22 protein-coding genes are annotated in these 22,444 nt (G+C 42.0%); 13 read left to right on the top strand and 9 right to left on the bottom strand.

Translation table 11 applies throughout. The features are described from left to right. Positions 1–76 precede the first annotated feature (76 nt). Entirely contained in the window at positions 77–469 is a 393-nt protein-coding gene (gene mutT, locus CKY02_RS11230) for an 8-oxo-dGTP diphosphatase MutT (RefSeq protein WP_112895352.1), read from the top strand. Positions 470–507: 38 nt separating this feature from the next. On the opposite strand, the gene yacG is transcribed toward mutT, so the two are convergent. The 8 genes from yacG to nadC form a co-directional block, all read right to left on the bottom strand. Then, positions 508–705 carry a DNA gyrase inhibitor YacG gene (gene yacG, locus CKY02_RS11225; protein ID WP_112895351.1) on the bottom strand — a complete coding sequence of 66 codons (198 nt, stop codon included), beginning with the start codon at positions 703–705 and terminating at the stop codon, positions 508–510. A gap of 30 nt (positions 706–735) precedes the next feature. Continuing rightward, positions 736–1,488 carry a cell division protein ZapD gene (zapD, locus tag CKY02_RS11220; protein WP_112895350.1) on the bottom strand — a complete coding sequence of 251 codons (753 nt, stop codon included), beginning with the start codon at positions 1,486–1,488 and terminating at the stop codon, positions 736–738. After that, a complete protein-coding gene (coaE, locus tag CKY02_RS11215; protein ID WP_112878536.1) occupies positions 1,481–2,104 on the bottom strand; it encodes a dephospho-CoA kinase in 624 nt (207 codons plus the stop codon). Before coaE ends, zapD begins: the two co-directional genes overlap by 8 nt. Before the next feature lie 91 nt (positions 2,105–2,195). Continuing rightward, positions 2,196–3,395, bottom strand: coding sequence for a protein transport protein HofC (gene hofC, locus CKY02_RS11210; protein WP_112895349.1), 1,200 nt, complete (start codon positions 3,393–3,395; stop codon positions 2,196–2,198). Between the two features lie 2 nt (positions 3,396–3,397). Then, complete coding sequence (gene gspE, locus CKY02_RS11205; protein WP_112895348.1) at positions 3,398–4,840, bottom strand: type II secretion system protein GspE; 1,443 nt, start codon at positions 4,838–4,840, stop codon at positions 3,398–3,400. A 45-nt stretch (positions 4,841–4,885) separates the two neighbouring features. Then, a complete protein-coding gene (gene ppdD, locus CKY02_RS11200; protein ID WP_112895347.1) occupies positions 4,886–5,308 on the bottom strand; it encodes a prepilin peptidase-dependent pilin in 423 nt (140 codons plus the stop codon). Positions 5,309–5,521: 213 nt separating this feature from the next. After that, positions 5,522–5,689, bottom strand: coding sequence for a hypothetical protein (locus tag CKY02_RS24555; RefSeq protein WP_167405298.1), 168 nt, complete (start codon positions 5,687–5,689; stop codon positions 5,522–5,524). A gap of 69 nt (positions 5,690–5,758) precedes the next feature. Further along, positions 5,759–6,649: a carboxylating nicotinate-nucleotide diphosphorylase gene (nadC, locus tag CKY02_RS11190; protein WP_112895346.1), complete on the bottom strand. Its 891-nt coding sequence runs from the start codon at positions 6,647–6,649 to the stop codon at positions 5,759–5,761. A 243-nt stretch (positions 6,650–6,892) separates the two neighbouring features. Here nadC and CKY02_RS24550 point away from each other — a divergent pair, with 243 nt between their 5' ends. Further along, positions 6,893–7,039, top strand: a complete 147-nt coding sequence (locus CKY02_RS24550; protein WP_162120621.1) for a hypothetical protein — start codon at positions 6,893–6,895, stop codon at positions 7,037–7,039. 140 nt (positions 7,040–7,179) lie between these two features. Next, positions 7,180–8,034: a beta-lactamase regulator AmpE gene (ampE, locus tag CKY02_RS11185; RefSeq protein ID WP_112895345.1), complete on the top strand. Its 855-nt coding sequence runs from the start codon at positions 7,180–7,182 to the stop codon at positions 8,032–8,034. Positions 8,035–8,360: 326 nt separating this feature from the next. Here the strand turns inward: ampE and CKY02_RS25720 are convergent, their stop codons facing one another. After that, entirely contained in the window at positions 8,361–8,726 is a 366-nt protein-coding gene (locus CKY02_RS25720; protein WP_238399211.1) for a hypothetical protein, read from the bottom strand. A gap of 615 nt (positions 8,727–9,341) precedes the next feature. Between CKY02_RS25720 and CKY02_RS11175 the strand changes: the two genes are divergently transcribed. The 10 genes from CKY02_RS11175 to acnB all read left to right on the top strand — a co-directional run bounded on the left by CKY02_RS11175 (position 9,342) and on the right by acnB (position 21,756). Further along, complete coding sequence (locus CKY02_RS11175; protein WP_112876764.1) at positions 9,342–9,920, top strand: hypothetical protein; 579 nt, start codon at positions 9,342–9,344, stop codon at positions 9,918–9,920. Between the two features lie 8 nt (positions 9,921–9,928). Beyond that, positions 9,929–10,150, top strand: coding sequence for a helix-turn-helix domain-containing protein (locus CKY02_RS11170; protein ID WP_112876763.1), 222 nt, complete (start codon positions 9,929–9,931; stop codon positions 10,148–10,150). A gap of 345 nt (positions 10,151–10,495) precedes the next feature. Beyond that, positions 10,496–10,768, top strand: coding sequence for a lipoprotein (locus tag CKY02_RS11165; protein WP_112895344.1), 273 nt, complete (start codon positions 10,496–10,498; stop codon positions 10,766–10,768). Positions 10,769–10,815: 47 nt separating this feature from the next. Next, positions 10,816–11,184, top strand: coding sequence for a hypothetical protein (locus tag CKY02_RS11160; protein ID WP_112895343.1), 369 nt, complete (start codon positions 10,816–10,818; stop codon positions 11,182–11,184). After that, a complete protein-coding gene (locus tag CKY02_RS24545; protein ID WP_167405297.1) occupies positions 11,175–11,426 on the top strand; it encodes a hypothetical protein in 252 nt (83 codons plus the stop codon). Before CKY02_RS11160 ends, CKY02_RS24545 begins: the two co-directional genes overlap by 10 nt. A 403-nt stretch (positions 11,427–11,829) precedes the next feature. Further along, entirely contained in the window at positions 11,830–12,594 is a 765-nt protein-coding gene (gene pdhR, locus CKY02_RS11155; RefSeq protein WP_036777528.1) for a pyruvate dehydrogenase complex transcriptional repressor PdhR, read from the top strand. 189 nt (positions 12,595–12,783) lie between these two features. Further along, positions 12,784–15,447, top strand: a complete 2,664-nt coding sequence (gene aceE / locus CKY02_RS11150) for a pyruvate dehydrogenase (acetyl-transferring), homodimeric type (protein WP_112895342.1) — start codon at positions 12,784–12,786, stop codon at positions 15,445–15,447. A gap of 14 nt (positions 15,448–15,461) precedes the next feature. Continuing rightward, complete coding sequence (gene aceF, locus CKY02_RS11145; RefSeq protein WP_112895341.1) at positions 15,462–17,060, top strand: pyruvate dehydrogenase complex dihydrolipoyllysine-residue acetyltransferase; 1,599 nt, start codon at positions 15,462–15,464, stop codon at positions 17,058–17,060. Between the two features lie 206 nt (positions 17,061–17,266). Then, positions 17,267–18,694, top strand: coding sequence for a dihydrolipoyl dehydrogenase (lpdA, locus tag CKY02_RS11140; RefSeq protein WP_112895340.1), 1,428 nt, complete (start codon positions 17,267–17,269; stop codon positions 18,692–18,694). A 464-nt stretch (positions 18,695–19,158) separates the two neighbouring features. Beyond that, on the top strand, positions 19,159–21,756 hold the full coding sequence (gene acnB / locus CKY02_RS11135; protein WP_112895339.1) for a bifunctional aconitate hydratase 2/2-methylisocitrate dehydratase: 2,598 nt from the start codon (positions 19,159–19,161) through the stop codon (positions 21,754–21,756). The last annotated feature ends 688 nt before the right edge of the window (positions 21,757–22,444 follow it).

The raw sequence follows: 22,444 nt of genomic DNA, 5'->3' as shown, positions 1-22,444 counted from the left end.
GTTTTAAGTGAGCAACGTTGGATATAGCATTTAGTTGTTGAGCAATCAAAAAAATAGATGAAGAAGTAAGGGTAATATGGAAAAGAAACACCTGCATATAGCCGCTGGGATTATCAGAAATACGCAACATGAAATTTTTATTACTCAGCGTCATGCTGATGCCCATATGGGTGGTTTCTGGGAATTCCCTGGTGGGAAAGTTGAGAAAGAAGAAACGCCTGAACAGGCTTTAATACGTGAGTTACAGGAAGAAATTGGTATTACAGTTACTCATTATGAGCTGGTAAAAACGGTTGAACATGATTTTCCTGACAGGTTGATTACTCTGTATTTCTTCTTGGTGGATGAATGGGAAAATGAACCTTTCGGTAAAGAAGAGCAACTTTCTCGGTGGGTATTACAGAAAGATTTAATTGCTGATGAATTCCCGCCTGCTAATCGCAGCATTGTTGCATTACTTACCGCTTGAGTTGTCAATAGCCGCATTATTAATAACGCGGCTATTTATTATTGCTCAGGTTGTCCACTCCAATCATCACTATCGGAGTTTTCAGTTTGGCTTGGTATCCGTTTCTCTTCATTTGCCCACTGGCCTAAGTCAATTAATTGACAGCGTTTACTGCAAAATGGGCGATATGGGCTTATTTCTCCCCAAACCACAGTCTTACCACATGTTGGACATTCAATCGTGAGTAATTCAGACATAATAATTTTCCTGATAATTAGTTCGTAATATTAACAGCATGCCAATTCAAATGGTAAATGAGCTGGCACGGAGCCTTTTTCACTATCTAATGGTAAAAAACGAATAGCAAAGCGGGTCTTATGACCGGAAATTTGGGGAAACAATAAAGGTGTTAATGGCAAACGTAATCTTAGTAAATCTGCGCCTTCTGCTGTATTCTGATGGAAACCGTTTTTACTGATTTCTGAACGAAAAATAGCAGATTGGCGGATGAGTTCTAAAATACTTTCCAGGGCTTGTTGGAGAGGTAGCAAACTATCAATCCAGAATGCGACCATTTTATCTCTTTCTGATTGTGGTAAGTGAAGCCATAGATGTAAGGTGGGTAGATCAAAACCACAACAGCCACTGGGAATACTGAGACGCTGGCGCACCAGGCTGATAATTTTATCTTCTTTAAGGGATTGTCCCAGCCGTGGAGCTTTACTTAATGCGAGAGCTCGCTCTTTCAATTTTAATCTGAAACTATTGACGATATTAATATCAACATCGGGTATTTCAGCCCATTGTTTTAATTTTGCCTGTTGGCGTTCTAACTCTTTTAGCAATTCAGAACGTACTTCCCCTCGTTCTAGCACTTCAAGTAGCTCAGTCACAGTGCGGAAGAAGGCGAGGCTGCTTGCTAGTGAGTCTAGATGGCGTTGACTGGTGAGTTGTTGCAGAGAAGATTCAATTCTCAACCATGCCCGCATTTTTTCATTCAGTGGGTGTTCAAAAATGATTGTAGAAGTTGTGTCACTCATCATGATTATCCTGCCTGGCTGATCCAGCTAACTTTAAATATTGTTGATGTAGTTCGGCAACACGAGGAGCAATTGCCTGTACGTTATCATGATTTGAGATAATGTCATCGGCATAAGCCAGCCTCTCGCTACGGGATGCCTGGGCAGCCAAAATATTTTCAACCTGTTGGTTGCTAATACCATCACGAGTGGCTACCCGGCTGATTTGTAATTCAGGTGAAACGTCAACGACTAAAATCCGATCCGCCAAATGCCTTAAATTATTTTCGACTAATAATGGAATAACCCAAATAACATAAGGTGCCGTTATCTGTTCTAATTGCCGTCGGGTTTCTTGATGTATTAGAGGGTGAAGAAGTTGATTAACCCACTGTTTTTCTTGATTGTTTGTGAATATTTTCTGGCGTAACAGCGCTCTGTTAAGGTTACCATCGGGTGTCAATATGTCATGACCAAAGTGTTCTGAAATGGTTTGTAAGGCAGGCGTTCCAGGAGCAACGACTTCTCTGGCAATAATATCTGCGTCAACAAGAGGAACACCAAGCGCTGCAAAAGCATTGGCGATGGTGGTTTTACCGCTGCCAATCCCACCTGTGAGTGCAATAATATAAGTCATCCTATCCCTTAATATTACTTGATACTATTTCGGGATTGTAACCGAAAGGGGGCAGATGACCTAGAGACAAAGCGACAGAATCATTTTTGCTTTAGGTGAGTATTGTACCCAGTTGAAAAATGGGTAAATACATTGCGAGCAATAGCGTACCGACAATAATTGCTATTATGACTATAAGTATTGGTTCTAGTAACTGGGTCATATTATCAGAAATCTCCAATGCTTGTTGTTGGTACCAATTAGCGAGATTGCCTAATAATAGCTCCAGATTGCCAGATTCTTCACCAACACTGACAAACTGCTGACACAGAGCAGGAAAACAAGATTGTTGTTTCAGTGTTTCGCTCATTGGTACCCCTTGATTAATTTGAGCTCGTAAGAATTTAGTCGCTTGCAGAAATACCGGATGATTTATTGATGCAATAGCACTGTCTAACCCTGCGGTGAGTGTTAGGCCGGCTTTTTGTGTCATAAACAGAATATGGAAAAGTTGTCCTAATTGCTGGCAACTAATTAATTTTGCAATAACGGGTAAACGTAACATTAGATTTTTTTCACGAGTAATCCATATTGTATGGCGTTGACGTAATTGTAGATAAAATAGGAACAGTATAATTAATCCAATAACACCATAGCCACCGTATTGAATCAGCCAGTTGGAAGTGATTAATAAACTGCGGGTGAGCAGAGGAAGTTGTGCATCAAATGAATGATAAATATGTTCAAATTCAGGTAAAACAAAAATAAGCATCAATAAAATAATGATGCTGGCAACAATGGTAATAATCAGAGGATAACGTAGTGCTTTTGCTATTTTCTTCTGTAACTTGTCTTGTTGCTCCTGTTGTTTAACCAATAATTGACAGCAGACTTCTAATTGCCCGGTTAATTCACCAACAGAAATAAGTTGACAAAATAAAGGTGGGAATAGAAATGGATAATTTTTTAATGAGGAGGAAAATGATTCTCCACGGGTAATTTTCTTGCTAATATCTAATAATACACAGTGCCATAATGGATGAGCACATTCTCGAATAAGAATGTTGAGGCAATTCAGTAATGGCATTCCTGATGATAATAGTGTTGCCAATTGACGAATGAAATTCAAACGGTAGGCAATTTGTTGTTGATGATAAAATATCAATTTTTCACATTTTATATTATAAGGTTGCAATCCAGAATGAATAAGCTGATGATATAAAACTTTCCTGTTATCACATAGTGATTTCCCTTTTGATATTTCGCCTTTGTTGTTCACTGCTTGCCAATTATAAAGATAATGAATTTTCATTATTATTCCTGACCTGTGACTTGATAAATTTCTTCTAATGTCGTGATACCTTGTTCCACTAATAAAATACCTGATGAAAGTAAAGTGTCTTTTCTTTGAGCCATAATGGTTTTTTGCACATTTTTAGGATTCTGTTCTGATAATATTTGTTGAATATCATAAGTTATTTCTAAGAATTCATAAATAGCCGTTCGGCCATAATAACCGGAGAAACAATGCTCACAACCAACTGCTAACCATTGCTTAATAAATAGAGAATTATTTTCAATGTTAATAATGGTTTCTTCTGTTTGTTGCTTGCGGCAATGAAGACATAATTTTCTGACAAGTCGTTGGGCGATAATTAATTTGATACAAGAAGCGGCCATATAACCTGAAATACCCAGATTTTGTAGGCGCGATAATGTATCTATGGTTGAATTAGTATGTAATGTAGAAAGAACCAAATGACCTGTTTGTGCCGCTTTTACTGAAATTTCGGCTGTTTCGCCATCACGTATTTCTCCTACCATAATGACATCAGGATCTTGGCGTAATAGTGCCCGTAATACTTTGGCAAAATTGAGCTCGATTTTGCTATTAGTTTGTGTCTGATTAATGCCATTCAGTGGGATCTCGACGGGATCTTCTACACTACAAATATTCTTTTTATTCTGATCCAGATATTGTAAGCAGCTATATAAAGTTACGGTTTTTCCACTACCCGTTGGACCAGTCACTAAAATCATTCCTTGTGGTAATGCGAGTTTTTGTCGGAGCTGATTCAATAATGGGTCAGGAATACCTAATTGATCTAACGATAATTGCTGCATTGTATTTAATATTCTAAGCACAACTTTTTCTCCGTGTATGGTTGGCAAAGTCGCCATACGGATAGCATAGTTGTGTCGGGTGTCAGACCAATCAAATTGTCCATCTTGAGGTAACCGTTTTTCAGCAATATTCAATTTCGCCATTATTTTAAGGCGTGCGGCAATGCTTGCATTCATTTGATGAGATGGCGAAGACAAGAGGTGTAATGCGCCATCAACCCGGATACGGATACGATAACCCTGTTGGAAGGGTTCAAAATGAATATCGGATGCACGCCGTTGAATTGCAGTTAATAAAGTTTGATTAATAAGTTGAATGACGGGGGCATCATTTTCATCTGTATTGATATCAGCTTTAAGTGGTAATAGAGAGGATTTTTCCTCTGGTACATGACTCAGTGAAATATTTTGATGTAATACTGATTCGATCCTTGCCAGTGGCCAAATTTCTACATTAACAATACATCCGGAAATAAAACGTAATGCTGATAATAAATCATCATTGGGTAATTCGCTGCTGGCAATTGTTATCGTATTATCATCTTTTTTTATTACAACAGATTGATGGCGTTGACAAATATCATGAATTTCTCTTTCCATCAATGTGTTTTCTGCCGTTGAAAGTGAGTTCATTATTGATTGCTTCCTGTGTAAATATGTATTGATAAGAGTAATGAATTAAAATTCAAATATTTCCTGACAACGGCTCTTTAATGAACTATTTGTTGATTCACATTTATTATTCCATTTAATTGTACCTGTTTGTGTATTTTGTATCGGCTTTAATGTAACGCTGAGATTTTTAAGACTCTGTTGCCCGTTAATGATCACTTCTCCATTTTTAACTGAAATACTCCCGATATATCTGCTGTTATGACCTTTGGGAATTGATGGTATTCCTGTATTGCAACCTATGAAATCTTCAGCTTCAAAACTGCAAAGCTCTATACCTGATTTGTAAGGCACAATAGTTTGTAATATATCTGTTAAAGCGGCTTTCTGAATATATCCCTGATAACTAGGAATACCAATGGCACTTAAGATGGAAATGATAGCAATGGCAACCATGATCTCCATTAAAGTAAATCCTTGTTGTTTCATATTCTTTCTCCGTGTTGTGGTATTGCGATATAGAGAATGAAGGAAAGAGGAAAAAATGAAACAGGATGTATAAAGGTTATGGAATTGACTCGAAAAATAATTTCTGAATTGCAAGGTTTGCAAAAATATTTACGGTGGTGTTCGCAAATTTGTGAGTAACTAATTGCTGATTTACACCACCATCAATATCATTATTGCTATACCCAATGGATTTCAAGATGGATCGCGACGGCAAGGGAGCGAATCCCCGGGAGCATGGATAACTATGTGACCGGGGGGATAAGTGCCGCCAACAAAGAGGCAACTTGAAAGATAACGGGTATATACCCTATGGATTTCAAGATGGATCGCGACGGCAAGGGAACGAATCCCCGGGAGCATAGATAACTATGTGACCGGGGTGAGTGAGTGCAGCCAACAAAGAGGCAGCTTGAAAGATGACGGGTATAATTACTGAAAGCGCATTGAGAGATCTAATGCTCTAATATGTTTGGTGAGTGCTCCAACAGAGATAAAATCGATACCTGTTTCAGCATAGCTGCGCAGAGTATCCAGGGTGATATTACCGGATACTTCTAAAGCGACTTTTCCTGATGTGATAGCGACGGCTTCTTTCATCATTGGGATAGTAAAATTATCTAGCATAATAATATCAACATTAGCCTTGAGTGCCAGAATGAGTTCATCTAGCGTTTCTACTTCGACTTCAACAGGGACATCAGGGTGAGAATAACGAGCTTTATCTACTGCCTGTTTAATAGAGCCATTGGCAATAATATGGTTTTCTTTAATAAGGAAAGCATCGAATAATCCGAGGCGGTGATTATTACCACCTCCGCAAAGTACGGCATATTTTAAGGCTGTGCGTAATCCTGGTAGCGTTTTGCGTGTATCAAGTAATTGAGTTTTTAAACCGGTAAGACGGTGAACATAATGACTGACTTCCGTTGCAACGCCAGAGAGAGTTTGAATAAAGTTAAGGGCGGTGCGTTCACCGGTCAGTAATATCTGTGCTGGGCCTCGTAATATGCAAAGTTTTTGGTTAACTGTAATCGTATCACTATCTTTGACTAACCATTCAATGGAGATTTGGTCGCCTAATTGAGTAAAAACTTCATTCAACCATTGTTGTCCACAGAAAATGCCATCTTCCCGAGTGATAATGACAGCGGTGGCTTGTTTATCTGCGGGAATTAATTGGCCGGTAATATCAGAGGTGAAATTTGTATTTCCGCCCAGATCTTCTTTTAGCGCGAGGGTTACACTGGCAGGAATGTTGTTCTGCAAGTGTTCCATAAGAACTGTACGGCGCTGATCTACATCGTAATTTTGTTTTGTCATTAAAAAGCTCCAGAGGTGATAACAATATTAATGATCTTAACATGCTACCCTGTTGTGTAGTGAACAACTACTATCTTGGTTTTATCATCTAGATTAAGGAAAGGAAAAAATGTGGTTGCATGATGAATTGAGTTAGAAAATTTCTTTCACACGATTTGTGCCCACAGGGTGAGCAACCGTTTTATTGGTTATTCATCGTATTAGTTTGTCTCCAGGAAAATAGTTTGTCTCCAGGAAAATAGTTTGTCTCCAGGAAAATTTTGTTGTACTGACATAATGATTTATACCCTATGGATTTCAAGATGCATCGCGACGGCAAGGGAACGAATCTCCGGGAGCATGGATAACTATGTGACCGGGATGAGTGCCGCCAATAAAGAGGCAACTTGAAAGATAACGGGTATATAGGAAGGGCTGGATATAAAAGAGCATATCACTGGCTATAATGATGTTGTTCTGGGAAGAAAAATTGATCTGGGACTTTATTTCGATTGGACACATTACCAGCAATTGTTACAGGAGCAGAAAGAATGACTCTCTTTATACTGTTGTTAGTGTTGGCGTGGGAACGAGTTTTTAAAATGGGTGACCATTGGCAATTGGAGCACCGTCTTGAGCCATTATTTACCGGTATGAAATCCTTTTCGTTATGGAAAAGCCTTTTAATGACGTTAGTAGTCATGCTGATTACATGGGTATTGATTGAAATATTAAATGATTTTATGTTCGGTGTTCTTGAACTGGTGTTATGGGTGTTCATTTGTTTGCTGTGCATCGGAGCGGGGCGCTTACGGCATGACTATCGTGAATATTTTCGTACTGTTCATCAGGATGATAGGGAACAACAAAGGGAATATCTTACGCGTCTCGCAATTATTCATGGTTTACCCGCTGATGCCAGCAAAGAGAATATGTTGCGAGAGATACAAAACGCGTTGCTATGGATAAATTTTCGCTATTATTTGGCACCGATTTTTTGGTTGATTGTAGCGGGTAAATTAGGTCCGGTTGTTTTGATGGGATATGGTTTTTTGAGAGCTTATCAGGGATGGTTAGCGCAATATGGTACTTCGGTTCAGCGAGCGCAATCTGGTGTTGACAGCTTGTTGCATTGGTTGGATTGGGTTCCTGCTCGTCTGGCTGGCGTTGCCTATGCTTTATTAGGGCATGGTGAACGGGCTTTACCGGCGTGGGTTGCTTCTCTTAGTGATTTAAGAACTTCACAATATAAAGTGCTCTGTCAGCTTGCTCAGTTTTCATTAAGTCGCGGGCCTCATCTTGATTCAATTCAAACGCCTGTTGCAGCGGTGATATTGGCGAAAAAGGTGACTTTTTCTATCATTGTTGTCGTTGCCTTACTGACGATTTATGGGGCATTGGTTTGATTCGTTGTATTAATGACTCTGATTTGTCCAAGCTTCATCAAATTAATCACTCTATAAGGAGTCATTCAACTTATCTGGGGTTGTCGGCTAGCTTGTTGCAGCGCCAGTAGGCGCTGCAACAAGAGTAATAACTAAGCCGATGGGTCGACGAAGTTAACATCCGACCATACGGAAATGACCGCGACGGCCGCCTGGAGGGGTAATGCGGTCAATAAAAAGAGCAGTGACGCCCCCAGCCCCATGATAGTTGAGGCGGGGTTTGCTGCATGACCGCCCCACAAACGTTCAGTGTTTAACATCCTTCTCTCTCCAAATTACTCATCTGTTCACATCGCTCTTTCACTATCGGGGCTAACTTCGCTTTTGGTGGTGCATTGGGTCTGTGCCGGCGAGGAAAAACCGGAGGTGCCCTCGTTGCGCTGACGATTGTAGATGTAAGTTTGCGTACTGCGCAGACGCCACGGCCCCAGATTCAACCCGTTACGAAAAGAAGCAAACAGATTACGGGAACGTGATCCTCCCCAGTTTCCCTGACCGTCATAACGTTCTTCCGAACCGTTGACAGTGTAGTTCATCAAAAAGGCCGGGATCCCGTTATCCCACAGAGACGGATCAATCATCCCTGCGGTAGCGGCAGAGTTGGCATTAAATATCTTCTTAGCTGTATCAATGGCCTGTCCAAAAACATTCATCTCAATTGCAGTATTAGGAGTGAATTTTTTGCCTACTGCGGTTCCATATTGAGGACCACACTTAACTAGTTTGACCTCTATATTTTTTGCTGATACGGGGTAACGCTTTTCCTCGCGCTTACACTTTCTTGCCGTTGCGCAGAAACACGAATCTCCAGCATCGCAAAAGCATTACATCAATTATTCTTATTGATTTTCAGTGTTGATGAGGGGATTGGTTAAAATCTGATATCAGGTTCATTTTGAGCCATTATTTTCGATTCACTCTGTATTGAAATTGACCGGCATTGCGTGGGCTTTGAAAGGCACCCGGAGTAAACCGTTCTGTATTTGTCATACAATCTTCACAACAAACTATCGCGGTAAACCATGTGATGGCAGGATAATAGAACAGTGACCAAATAACATATACTGTTTGAAGATATTCAGGTAAATGATGACTTTTTTCTTTTTCTATCAATAAATTAATGATAGTTTTCAATGATTATCGCTATGATTTATTGATTACTTTGACGTGTGTTCTGTCTATTTAGTGATAAAAAATTATTGTCATACGATAACTTTTAAAGTACTTTAGCGACAGTTTAGTTAAACATGTATATGGAATGACACAAGATGTGTGATAAACAGGAGTTTGTAACTAATCCCAGAATCAAGCTACTCAGCTTTCTGGCTATTATTATTGCTTCCATTATGGTAATTGGTGATATTGGGTTCCATATTGCGTCTTGGTCGTTATGGCATGATGCCACTCGCCAGGCTGTTCTTCAGGCGTATAGCGATCTTATGCCGGCATTGACTGCAAAAGGATTTAAGCAATCTTTATTAAGTCAGGTGCTTTATATCTCGTTGGATACGATACCTCGGATTATATCAACGTCATCTTATATATTAATTGGCATTCTGTTTTTCCGGTTTGCTAAAGGTGAAATATGGAGTAACCGTAATATTTCCGCTTCATTTATTATTGGTTTCCTGATGATTCTAGAGCAACTTCTCTACCCTGTGATTAATATGTTACAAGGAATGGCGTTATCTGTGGATTTAGTGAAAGGGCAACGGGTATTTAGTTTTTCGTTTGGAGTTAATTCAGAATCTCTGTTTATTATTATGTTTGGTGTATTCCTTCTGATATTTAGCTTAATTATGCGTGAATCTAAGAAGATAAGCGATGAGCAACGTTATTTTATCTGAGAATCATCATGAGTATTATAATAAGGTTGGATGTGATCTTAGCGAAAAGGAAAGTAAAGTCTAAAGAATTAGCTGCCATTATTGGTATTACTGAGCAAAATTTATCATTACTGAAAAATGGCAAAATAAAAGGTATCCGTATCGAGACGCTGGAAAAAATTTGTAGGCATTTGCAGTGTCAACCTGGAGATATATTGGAATATGTGGAAGATGGAGAGGATAGCCGTTAATATAACAAATAAAGTCATTGTATGTCTTTTGGTATCTTATAAGATAGAACTTTATATTCATTAGCCAGTTTTAAGTACATGAAAATATTAATTATTTCATGTTTTTTATCTAGCCTGTTACTCTTTGGTGTTAATGGTTCACCAATAAAGCAGGTTTTTCCTAGCGATAAGAATATATATTTCTCTCTGGGGGGATATTGTTCTGATATTCCGTGGAATGCCAGAAAGATAAAATGCATATGTAGATATTATTTACTCGATCATAAGAAATGATCTCTCTTTTTATATGGTTTTTCATTTAAGTTAAATTTTTATAAAATATACAGCAATTTAAGGATATTAAGAATGAATAAATTTCTCATTGCTTTATTATCAATATTTGTAGTTACGGGATGTTCCATGCCACGGCTTACTGATAGCTATATTTCAACCTGTGGTTATTTTGAATGTAATATCAAGGATATAGTTTCAGGCAGTGAAGTTAAAGTAGATAATATACATTCTATTCCTGATATTTACAGAGATATCTCAAACCAAGATAGACAAATTATACAGTCTGGTGGACAGCCATCTTTTGAAGATAAGAGTTACCGTATTGGGGGGACTTTTAAATTCTAATTTAATTTCTTTGGTTATTTCTTTATTTTTAATTAAGGTATTGTTATATGAATTTTATAAGAAAAATAGCTATTATCCCTTTATTTACCTTATTTACTGTATTGGCGGGTTGTACATCATGGGAAAAACCAGGCGCAACTCAGTATGAAAGAGACAGAGATTATGCTGAATGTAAAGCATTGGGTTATTATCAGTTACCATCAGACTGGACCAGCGAAGTTGTTCATTCTTTCGAGACAGAACATTTTCCCTGTAAAGATAAAGACGAAAAAGAAGATAAATCCTGTAATCATTACATTACTGTGCCAAAAACTGAAGTTAAGCATTGGGATAAAAATGAATCGTCAAGGCGTTGGATAATTTCATCCTGTATGTATAGAAAAGGGTGGCATGAAGAGACGCGCTATTGGTTTTAATATATACCCTATGGATTTCAAGTTGCATCGCGACGGCAAGGGAACGAATCCCCGGGAGCATAGATAACTATGTGACCGGGGTGCGTGAGTGCAGCCAACAAAGAGGCAGCTTGAAAGATGACGGGTATAGTTCATTTTTTCCATCAGCAGGAGTTATGTGGAGCTGTTGCTGGTGGTTCCTCACATTTTGTCATTATTCCTTTCTAATCGTTAGTTTTAGCCTCTCGGTTTTATTGATTTGAGCTACATTTATAACCTGATGGTATACATTTGTATTTAAAATCAACAGGTGATGATTTGGTAGCTATATCTTTTTAATAAAGGTTCAACTATTTTATTGCTGTAACGATTCAATATACCCATTTATGTGTTTAAAAAAGGTTGGTTAAAATATTATCTTAGGATGTTTATTAACCTACTGGTTATCAGCTTTTACTAATTTTTAAAAAAAATTGTCAAATTTTGCAGGTTTTTATGATTTAGCAAAAGGTCTTTATAGACAGTTGATGAATACTTTGTTACTTTTATGGCCCGGTGGTTTAAATTGGTATTACCAATTGACTTCGGCAAAGACCGAAACAACAAACAAAATAGCCTCATGAGATAGGTTCTAACTGGCTTGGTTCTAACTGACTTATAATAAATATGGCTTATAGTAAAATCCGCCAACCAAAATTATCAGATGTCATTGAGCAGCGTCTTGAGCATCTCATCCTTGAAGGCTCCGTGCGTCCAGGGGAGAAGTTGCCGCCTGAACGTGAGTTGGCGAAACAGTTTGATGTGTCACGTCCTTCACTGCGCGAAGCCATTCAACGGTTAGAAGCTAAAGGTTTTCTTTTTCGCCGTCAGGGTGGGGGAACGTTTGTTCAGAGTAACCTCTGGCAAAGTTTCAGTGATCCGCTGGCACAATTACTGGCTGGTCACCCAGAATCTCAATTTGACCTCCTTGAAACCCGCCATGCTTTGGAAGGTGTTGCTGCCTATTACGCGGCACTGCGTGGAACTGACGAAGATTTTGAGCGTATTCGGCAGTATCACCTTGTTATTCAACAAGCTCAGGAAAGTGGTGATGTCAATGCTGAATCCGAAGCTGTTTTGCAATATCAGCTTGTCGTTGCTGAAGCCGCGCATAATGTGGTTCTCCTTCATTTATTACGTTGTATGGCACCTATGCTGGAACAAAATATCCGGCAGAATTTTGAGTTTTTGTATACCCGCCGGGAAATGCTGACGGCTGTCAGCGATCATCGGGCGAAGATTTTTGAAGCAATAATGGCGAGGCAACCAGAGAAAGCCCGTGAGGCCTCCCATCGCCATTTAGCTTTTATCGAAGATGTCTTATTAGATCTCAGCCGCGAGCACACTCGCCGTGAGCGATCATTACGACGTCTTCAACAGCATCAGGAATAAAATTAGCTGTGTAGATCTTGAAGTTTGCTGCGTCTGCACAGCTAAGTTGAGTCCCTTTACTGAGGGCGCTAGCGGCAACAACAGTGAGGGCCTATCTTCCAGTCATGACCGGCTGAACGTCAAAGGGTATGACGGGAAGGTAGGCTCCAAAACAATCATTAGAAACAGATAACAGATAAGGAATACACCATGTCAGACATTTTGAAAAATGACGTGGATCCGATCGAAACTCGCGACTGGTTACAGGCGATCGAATCGGTCATCCGTGAAGAGGGTGTTGATCGTGCCCAGTTCTTGATTGATCAGGTACTGAACGAAGCACGTAAAGGTGGCGTGAATGTTGCAGCCGGTGCTGCTAACCGCGATTATATCAATACCATTGCTGTTGAGGATGAGCCTGCTTACCCTGGCAATCTGGATTTGGAGCGCCGTATTCGCTCTGCTATTCGTTGGAATGCTGTGATGACCGTGTTGCGGGCATCCAAAAAAGATCTGGAATTAGGCGGTCACATGGCTTCATTCCAGTCTTCGGCAACCATGTATGAAGTTTGTTTCAACCATTTCTTCCGTGCCCGTAATGAAAATGACGGCGGTGACTTGGTTTATTTCCAAGGCCACATCTCTCCAGGCGTCTACGCTCGTGCTTTCCTTGAAGGTCGTTTAACTGAGGGGCAGATGAATAATTTCCGTCAGGAAATTCATGGCAACGGTCTCTCTTCTTATCCGCATCCAAAATTGATGCCTGAATTCTGGCAGTTCCCAACCGTTTCAATGGGATTGGGGCCAATCGGTGCGATTTATCAGGCTAAATTCCTGAAATATCTGGAACACCGTGGTCTGAAAGATACCTCCAAGCAGACCGTTTATGCCTTCTTGGGCGACGGTGAAATGGATGAGCCAGAATCCAAAGGTGCGATCACTATCGCAACCCGCGAGAAACTGGATAACCTGGTATTTGTTATCAACTGTAACCTGCAACGTCTGGATGGTCCAGTGACGGGTAATGGCAAAATCGTTAATGAGCTGGAAGGCATTTTTGATGGCGCAGGCTGGCAGGTTATTAAAGTGCTTTGGGGCGAGCGTTGGGATGAACTGTTGCGTAAAGATACCAGCGGTAAATTGATCCAACTGATGAACGAAACGCTGGACGGTGATTACCAGACGTTCAAATCCAAAGATGGCGCTTATGTGCGTCAGCATTTCTTTGGTCGTTACCCAGAGACCGCTGAATTAGTCAAAGATATGACCGATGACCAGATTTGGGCGTTGAACCGTGGTGGTCATGATCCTAAGAAAGTCTTTGCTGCTTTGAAAAAAGCGCAGGAAACTACCGGTAAACCAACGGTTATCCTGGCTCAGACTATCAAAGGTTACGGTATGGGTGATACGGCGGAAGGTAAAAATATCGCTCATCAGGTTAAGAAGATGAATATGGAAGGCGTTCGCCATTTCCGTGATCGTTTCAATGTCCCTGTTGCTGATGAGCAAATCGAAAACCTGCCATATGTGACTTTCGATAAAGATTCTGAAGAATACAAATACCTGCATGAGCGTCGTGCAGCGCTTGGTGGCTATTTGCCAAGCCGTCGTACTCATTTTGAAGAGAAACTGGAACTGCCAACGCTGGAAGATTTTGGTGCGTTGCTGGAAGAACAAAACAAAGAAATTTCTACTACTATTGCTTTCGTTCGTGCTTTGAACGTGATGTTGAAAAACAAGTCAATCAAAGATCGTCTGGTTCCAATCATTGCCGATGAAGCGCGTACTTTTGGTATGGAAGGTCTGTTCCGTCAGATCGGCATCTACAGCCCTAACGGCCAGCAATATACTCCGCAGGACCGTGAGCAGGTTGCTTACTATAAAGAAGACGCCAAAGGTCAGATTCTACAAGAAGGTATCAATGAACTGGGTGCCGGTTCATCATGGCTGGCGGCGGCAACGTCTTATAGCACCAATAACCTGCCAATGATTCCGTTCTACATCTACTACTCTATGTTCGGGTTCCAACGTATTGGCGACCTGTGCTGGGCAGCTGGCGACCAACAGGCTCGTGGCTTCCTGATTGGTGGTACTTCTGGTCGTACAACCCTGAATGGCGAAGGTCTGCAACACGAAGATGGTCACAGCCATATTCAGTCTCTGACTATCCCTAACTGTATCTCTTATGATCCGGCATTTGCTTATGAAGTTGCTGTGATTATGCATGATGGTTTGGAGCGTATGTATGGTGAAAAACAAGAGAATATTTACTACTACATCACCACGTTGAACGAAAACTACCACATGCCGGCGATGCCACAAGGCGCGGAAGAAGGTATCCGTAAAGGTATCTACAAGCTGGAAAGCTTGGAAGGTAGCAAAGGTAAAGTTCAGCTATTAGGTTCAGGTTCTATTCTGCGTCATGTGCGTGAAGCAGCGCAGATTCTGGCTAACGATTATGGTGTGGGTTCTGATGTGTACAGCGTGACTTCATTCACTGAACTGGCTCGTGATGGTCAGGATTGTGAACGTTGGAACATGTTGCATCCAACAGAAACGCCACGTGTACCTTATGTTGCTCAGATCATGAATGAAGCACCGGCAGTGGCTTCTACTGACTATATGAAGCTGTTCGCGGAACAAATTCGTAACTTCATCCCTGCAAGCGAATTCCGCGTATTGGGTACTGACGGTTTCGGTCGTTCAGATAGCCGTGAAAATCTGCGTCATCATTTTGAAGTTGATGCTTCTTACGTGGTGGTTGCTGCTTTGGGTGAATTGGCTAAGCGCGGCGAAATCGATGTGAGTGTTGTGGAAGAAGCAATCAAAAAATACAACATTAACCCGGAAAAAGTTAACCCGCGTCTGGCATAAGAGGTAAAGAATCAATGGCTATCGAGATTAAGGTACCGGATATCGGTGCGGATGAAGTTGAAGTCACCGAAATCATGGTGAAAGTTGGTGATACAGTGGAAGCTGAACAATCGCTGATCACCGTGGAAGGTGATAAGGCTTCTATGGAAGTTCCATCCCCTCGGGCGGGTGTTGTTAAAGAGATCATCATTGCGGTTGGCGATAAAGTTGAAACCGACAAACTGATTATGATTTTTGATTCCGCGGAAGGTGCTGTAGCAGCTGCGCCAGCGGAAGAGCCAGCCGCGATAACATTGTCTTCGCGTATGGCAGAGGCAGAACCAGTAGCTTCTGCGGCTATGAATGTTCATGTACCGGATATCGGTGGTGATGAAGTCGAAGTTACCGAAGTGATGGTGAAAGTTGGCGATGCGGTGGAAGCTGAACAATCGCTGATCACCGTAGAAGGTGATAAAGCCTCTATGGAAGTCCCCGCGCCATTCGCAGGTATCGTTAAAGAAATTCAAATCAAGGTCGGTGATAAAGTGAAAACCGATTCTATGATTATGGTATTTGAAGTCGCGGGTGCAGCGCCTGCTGCTCCGGCTGCCTCTGCGCCAGCGCCAGCGGCTGAACCAGAGAAAGCGGCGGCACCGGTTATTGCTAGCAGAAGCTTCGCGGAAGAAGACAAAAATGATTTCGCTGAAAATAGTGCTTATGTTCATGCAACGCCGGTGATCCGTCGTCTGGCGCGTGAATTCGGCGTTAACCTGGCTAAAGTGAAAGGTACAGGGCGTAAAGGCCGTGTTCTGCGTGAAGATGTTCAGGCTTACGTGAAAGACGCGGTTAAACGTGCAGAATCTGCTCCTGCATCAGCCGGTGGTGGTCTGCCGGGTATGTTGCCTTGGCCGAAAGTGGATTTCAGTAAATTTGGTGAAATTGAAGAAGTTGAGCTGGGTCGTATTCAGAAAATCTCTGGTGCTAACCTGAGCCGTAACTGGGTGATGATCCCACATGTTACACAGTTCGACGAAACGGATATTACTGAAGTTGAAAACTTCCGTAAGCAGCAGAATCAGGAAGCTGAGAAGAAACAGCTTGGTGTGAAGATCACGCCATTGGTATTCATCCTGAAAGCGGTAGCAAAAGCGCTGGAAGAGATGCCGCGCTTTAACAGCTCTATCTCGGAAGATGGTCAGAAACTGACGCTGAAAAAATACATCAACATTGGTGTGGCCGTGGATACACCTAATGGTCTGGTGGTTCCAGTGTTCCGTGATGTGAATAAGAAGGGCATCATCGAATTGTCCCGCGAGCTGACTGAGATGTCTAAGAAAGCGCGTGCAGGCAAACTGACTGCATCTGATATGCAGGGGGGATGCTTCACTATTTCAAGCCTGGGTGGTATCGGTGGCACAGCATTTACGCCAATCGTTAATGCACCAGAAGTGGCTATCCTGGGCGTATCCCGCTCATCAATGAAGCCGGTATGGAATGGTAAAGAGTTTGTTCCACGCCTGATGCTACCTCTGTCACTCTCTTTCGATCACCGTGTGATCGATGGTGCTGATGGTGCGCGTTTCATCACATTTATTAATCATGCGATGAGCGATATCCGCCGTCTGGTGATGTAATCTCAAAGGCCGGCCATGTGCCGGCCTGATTGTTATTGCGGTGACAGAGAGACAGCTTACATCTGGTGAGTTTGTTGCGAGTTCTGTCACGTTAACGCACTTTTCAGGTTATTAACAATTCTGTAAACTGCTCGCGGTGTGTAGGTCCCGGTGGAATATATCGTTTTTGGCGCCTGACCCGCCGGACAAACAATTAAGAGGTCATGATGAGTACTGAAATTAAAGCCCAAGTAGTGGTACTTGGGGCAGGTCCAGCAGGGTATTCTGCTGCTTTTCGTTGCGCGGATTTAGGTTTGGAAACCGTTCTGGTGGAACGTTACTCTACCTTAGGTGGTGTTTGTCTTAACGTTGGTTGTATCCCTTCCAAGGCATTGCTGCATGTAGCAAAAGTTATTGAGGAAGCTAAAGCGCTGGCAGATCATGGCATCGTTTTTGGTGAACCCAAAACTGACATCGAAAAAGTCCGTGTTTGGAAAGAAAAAGTTATTAATCAGCTAACCGGTGGTTTGGCTGGTATGGCTAAAGGCCGTAAAGTTAAAGTGGTTAATGGTGTTGGTAAATTTACAGGGGCGAACACGCTGGTTGTTGAAGGTGAAGATGGCGCAACAACGATTAATTTTGATAACGCCATTATTGCAGCGGGCTCCCGTCCTATCCAATTGCCATTTATTCCTCATGATGACCCGCGCGTTTGGGATTCTACAGATGCTTTGGCGCTGACAACCGTTCCTGGCCGCTTGTTGGTCATGGGCGGTGGTATTATCGGTCTGGAAATGGGAACCGTCTACCACGCTCTGGGTTCTCAGATTGATGTTGTTGAAATGTTGGATCAGGTTATTCCCGCGGCTGATAAAGATGTGGTGAAAGTCTTTACCAAACGTATCAGCAAACAATTCAATCTGATGCTGGAAACCAAAGTTACCGTAGTAGAAGCCAAAGAAGATGGTATCTACGTCACGATGGAAGGCAAAAACGCACCGACAGAACCACAGCGTTATGACGCGGTTCTGGTTGCTATCGGTCGTGTACCTAACGGTAAAATGCTGGATGCAGGTAAAGCTGGTGTTGACGTTGACGACCGCGGCTTTATCCACGTTGATAAGCAAATGCGCACCAATGTACCGCACATCTTTGCTATTGGTGACATCGTTGGTCAGCCTATGTTGGCGCATAAAGGTGTTCATGAAGGTCACGTTGCGGCGGAAGTTATTTCTGGTAAGAAACACTACTTTGATCCAAAAGTGATTCCATCCATTGCTTACACTGAACCCGAAGTTGCATGGGTTGGCCTGACTGAGAAAGAAGCGAAAGAGAAAGGTATTAGCTATGAAACGGCTACTTTCCCGTGGGCAGCTTCTGGCCGCGCAATTGCTTCTGATTGTGCTGACGGTATGACCAAACTGATTTTCGATAAAGAAAGTAATCGTATTATCGGTGGTGCTATTGTGGGTACTAACGGTGGTGAATTGTTGGGTGAAATCGGTCTGGCAATTGAAATGGGTTGTGATGCGGAAGATATCGCATTGACCATCCATGCTCACCCAACATTGCATGAATCGGTAGGTCTGGCTGCTGAAGTCTTTGAAGGCAGTATTACTGATTTGCCGAATGCGAAGGCAAAGAAAAAGAAGTAATTTCTTAAATCGATTAATGTAATTCACCGAAGCGGCTTTCATTTATTGAAAGCCGTTTTTTTATCTGGTATGACCTGTTTGGGAAAGTACAGTATAAAAATTATGGCTTTTGTAGGTGCTATTGGCAAAAATCAGCGGAATAATCTGTTTTAATAGCTTTGTCTGCTGTTAATTCAGAATATTACTATCAGTTAATGTTACTTTTATGTGAACGAATTAACATCGCATTCAAATTTTGGTATGCTGAGCGCCCGAAGCTGGGCATAACTTGATTTGTACTTGTTAAGTTATGTCGGCAATCCTCTGACCTGGCACCCGGAACCATAACTAACAACCTGTCCCAGGAGGAGCTATTTGTTGCGAAAACACATATTGTTGCGCAAAGACGATAGTCTGGTGAGGCAGGTTCTAAGGCGGGTGCAGAGCCGGGTAGATAAAATGACAATGAGAGCGAGGAGAAAGTCGTGCTAGAAGAATACCGCAAGCACGTAGCCGAGCGTGCAGCCCAAGGTGTTGTCCCTAAACCATTGGACGCGACACAAGCGGCGGCGCTGGTTGAGTTACTGAAGAGCCCACCAAAAGGTGAAGAAGATTTCCTGTTAGATCTGTTGATTAACCGTATTCCCCCTGGCGTTGATGAAGCGGCCTATGTAAAAGCCGGTTTTCTTGCCGCCATTGCGAAAGATGAAACCATTTCACCGCTAATCGCGCCAGAAAAGGCGGTTGAACTGCTTGGAACGATGCAAGGTGGTTATAATATTCATCCTTTGATTGATGCTCTGGATAATGAAAAACTGGCTCCAATTGCAGCTAAAGCGCTCTCTCATACTTTGTTGATGTTTGACAACTTCTATGATGTAGAAGAAAAAGCAAGAGCAGGTAATCCACAAGCCAAACAAATTATGCAATCTTGGGCTGATGCGCAGTGGTATCTGGAACGCCCTGAATTGGCAGAAAAAATTACAGTCACAGTATTTAAAGTGACGGGTGAAACAAACACTGACGACTTATCTCCCGCGCAGGATGCATGGTCACGCCCTGATATTCCTCTGCATGCTCTGGCTATGTTGAAAAATGCCCGCGAAGGGATTGTCCCGGATCAAGCTGGTGTTATTGGCCCAATCAAACAGATTGAAGAGCTGAATAAGAAAGGCTATCCGCTGGCTTATGTTGGTGATGTGGTTGGTACAGGTTCTTCCCGCAAATCAGCCACTAACTCAGTGTTATGGTTTATGGGCGATGATATTCCATTTGTGCCAAACAAACGTGGTGGTGGTGTTGTTCTGGGCGGTAAAATTGCGCCAATCTTCTTCAATACGATGGAAGATGCCGGTGCGCTGCCAATTGAGCTGGATGTGAACAAATTAAATATGGGGGAGGTAATTGATATCTACCCTTATAAAGGGGAAGTACGTCACCACGAAACCAATGAGTTACTGGCTGAATTTGAACTGAAAACAGATGTATTGTTGGATGAAGTGCGTGCGGGTGGCCGTATTCCACTGATTATCGGCCGTGGTTTGACCAGTAAGGCGCGTGAGTCTCTTGGTTTACCACCCAGCGATGTCTTCCGTCAGGCGAAAGCGGTTGAAGAAAGTCGTCGAGGTTTCTCTCTGGCTCAGAAAATGGTTGGTCGGGCATGTGGCACGGTGGGTATTCGCCCTGGTGAATACTGTGAACCTAAAATGACCTCTGTTGGTTCTCAGGATACAACTGGCCCAATGACCCGTGACGAACTGAAAGATCTGGCGTGTTTGGGTTTCTCTGCGGATCTGGTAATGCAGTCATTCTGCCATACGGCGGCTTATCCTAAGCCAGTTGACGTCACCACTCACCATACCTTGCCTGACTTCATCATGAATCGTGGCGGGGTTTCTCTGCGTCCGGGTGATGGCATTATTCACTCATGGCTGAACCGTATGCTGTTGCCTGATACTGTTGGTACGGGCGGTGATTCTCATACGCGTTTCCCGATTGGTATTTCCTTCCCGGCTGGCTCTGGTCTGGTAGCGTTTGCTGCTGCGACGGGGGTGATGCCTTTGGATATGCCAGAATCTGTGCTGGTTCGTTTTAAAGGGCAGATGCAGCCCGGTATTACTTTGCGTGATTTGGTTCATGCGATTCCTTACTATGCGATTCAGCAAGGCCTTCTGACGGTTGAAAAGAAAGGTAAGAAAAACATCTTCTCTGGCCGTATCCTCGAAATTGAAGGTTTGCCAGATCTGAAAGTCGAGCAGGCATTTGAGCTGGCGGATGCGTCTGCGGAGCGCTCCGCGGCGGGTTGTACCATTAAATTGGATAAAGCACCGATTATTGAATATCTGCAATCCAATATTGTATTGCTGAAATGGATGATTGCTGAAGGTTATGGCGATCGCCGTACTTTAGAACGTCGTGTAACGGGCATGGAGAATTGGCTGAAAGATCCTCAATTGTTGGAAGCTGATGCTGATGCGGAATATGCCGCAGTTATCGAAATCGATCTGGCTGAAATTAAAGAGCCTATTCTATGCGCGCCGAATGATCCAGATGATGCCCGTTTACTGTCTGATGTGGCTAACAGTAAGATCGATGAGGTTTTTATCGGTTCTTGTATGACTAACATTGGTCATTTCCGTGCAGCCGGTAAGTTATTGGATCAACATAAAGGTCAATTACCCACTCGTTTGTGGGTTGCTCCACCAACGAAAATGGATGCGGCTCAACTCACAGAGGAAGGTTATTACAGCATCTTTGGCAAGAGTGGAGCACGGGTTGAAATTCCTGGCTGTTCCTTGTGCATGGGTAACCAAGCACGCGTTGCTGACGGTGTAACTGTGGTCTCCACTTCGACTCGTAACTTCCCAAATCGTTTGGGGACGGGTGCGAATGTTTATCTGGCATCGGCTGAACTGGCGGCTGTGGCTTCTCTGTTGGGACGTCTGCCTACTCCAGAAGAGTATCAGCAATTTATGGCTAAAGTTGATGAGACCGCGGAAGATACTTACCGTTATCTCAATTTTGATCAACTGAACCAATACACTGAAAAAGCGGATGATGTGATTTTCCAAACTGCGGTGTAATTTCGATACCAATGAATGGGAGGTAAAAAACCTCCCATTTTAGGTGATGATAAAACAAGTGTTAGTTAAGAAAATTCGTTTTTTGCCCGTTAGTGTGGTTTTAAAATCTGGAAAAAAGGTAAGCGTATCATGAAAAAAACAAATAAAACCTTTAATCATTAAAGGTAAAAAACAGTGATTAAAGGTTTTTTAAAGCGGCTAGAAAGTTCGATTCTATAACTGATATTAAAAGAGAAAATATCAGGAAGAACAGATTTTAAATTTATTGATAAGTGATAAAATAACAATATTAACCACATTAAGAAAATTATTAGAGGAAAAACCAAAAACGTTTAGCAACATTAAAAACTATTAAATAAATTGGATTCGATTTTAATATTATTAACAGACCTGTTGTTATTTTTAAACCTAAAAAATAAAAACAAAAAAAGAGAAAAATTAATTATCGGCATAACAACATCTCCATGTACTGATTTAACAGCACATGAGTTGTGTTACTTGCAGTGTTATTATTTTGCATTTATTATGCAACACCGCGATACCTTAAATACACCAGTTTAACCGTCATTCCGCACCGTATTTCTGATTTAAAAATAGTGTGATCTTACACAGGTTTTTTGTATTGATGATATCAGTGGGGTTGACGGTAATCGCCAATTTTGATCTATTACTTTTATTTACCGGAAAG

This window comes from Photorhabdus bodei (genome assembly GCF_003287735.1).
GTDB lineage: Bacteria > Pseudomonadota > Gammaproteobacteria > Enterobacterales > Enterobacteriaceae > Photorhabdus > Photorhabdus kayaii.
The sequence above is the reverse complement of the archived record's forward strand: the minus strand, read 5'-3'. Positions and strand labels throughout refer to the sequence as shown.

Coding starts and splice junctions, on each gene's coding strand:
- yacG (WP_112895351.1), bottom strand. CDS start 705: ATGTCTGAATTACTCACGATTGAATGTCCAACATGTGGTAAGACTGTG.
- pdhR (WP_036777528.1), top strand. CDS start 11,830: ATGGCTTATAGTAAAATCCGCCAACCAAAATTATCAGATGTCATTGAG.
- lpdA (WP_112895340.1), top strand. CDS start 17,267: ATGAGTACTGAAATTAAAGCCCAAGTAGTGGTACTTGGGGCAGGTCCA.
- CKY02_RS11160 (WP_112895343.1), top strand. CDS start 10,816: ATGAATTTTATAAGAAAAATAGCTATTATCCCTTTATTTACCTTATTT.
- CKY02_RS24555 (WP_167405298.1), bottom strand. CDS start 5,689: ATGCTCCCGGGGATTCGTTCCCTTGCCGTCGCGATCCATCTTGAAATC.
- aceE (WP_112895342.1), top strand. CDS start 12,784: ATGTCAGACATTTTGAAAAATGACGTGGATCCGATCGAAACTCGCGAC.
- hofC (WP_112895349.1), bottom strand. CDS start 3,395: ATGAAAATTCATTATCTTTATAATTGGCAAGCAGTGAACAACAAAGGC.
- aceF (WP_112895341.1), top strand. CDS start 15,462: ATGGCTATCGAGATTAAGGTACCGGATATCGGTGCGGATGAAGTTGAA.
- nadC (WP_112895346.1), bottom strand. CDS start 6,649: ATGACAAAACAAAATTACGATGTAGATCAGCGCCGTACAGTTCTTATG.
- gspE (WP_112895348.1), bottom strand. CDS start 4,840: ATGAACTCACTTTCAACGGCAGAAAACACATTGATGGAAAGAGAAATT.
- mutT (WP_112895352.1), top strand. CDS start 77: ATGGAAAAGAAACACCTGCATATAGCCGCTGGGATTATCAGAAATACG.
- zapD (WP_112895350.1), bottom strand. CDS start 1,488: ATGAGTGACACAACTTCTACAATCATTTTTGAACACCCACTGAATGAA.
- ppdD (WP_112895347.1), bottom strand. CDS start 5,308: ATGAAACAACAAGGATTTACTTTAATGGAGATCATGGTTGCCATTGCT.
- CKY02_RS25720 (WP_238399211.1), bottom strand. CDS start 8,726: ATGAATGTTTTTGGACAGGCCATTGATACAGCTAAGAAGATATTTAAT.
- CKY02_RS11175 (WP_112876764.1), top strand. CDS start 9,342: ATGTGTGATAAACAGGAGTTTGTAACTAATCCCAGAATCAAGCTACTC.
- CKY02_RS11170 (WP_112876763.1), top strand. CDS start 9,929: ATGAGTATTATAATAAGGTTGGATGTGATCTTAGCGAAAAGGAAAGTA.
- coaE (WP_112878536.1), bottom strand. CDS start 2,104: ATGACTTATATTATTGCACTCACAGGTGGGATTGGCAGCGGTAAAACC.
- CKY02_RS11165 (WP_112895344.1), top strand. CDS start 10,496: ATGAATAAATTTCTCATTGCTTTATTATCAATATTTGTAGTTACGGGA.
- ampE (WP_112895345.1), top strand. CDS start 7,180: ATGACTCTCTTTATACTGTTGTTAGTGTTGGCGTGGGAACGAGTTTTT.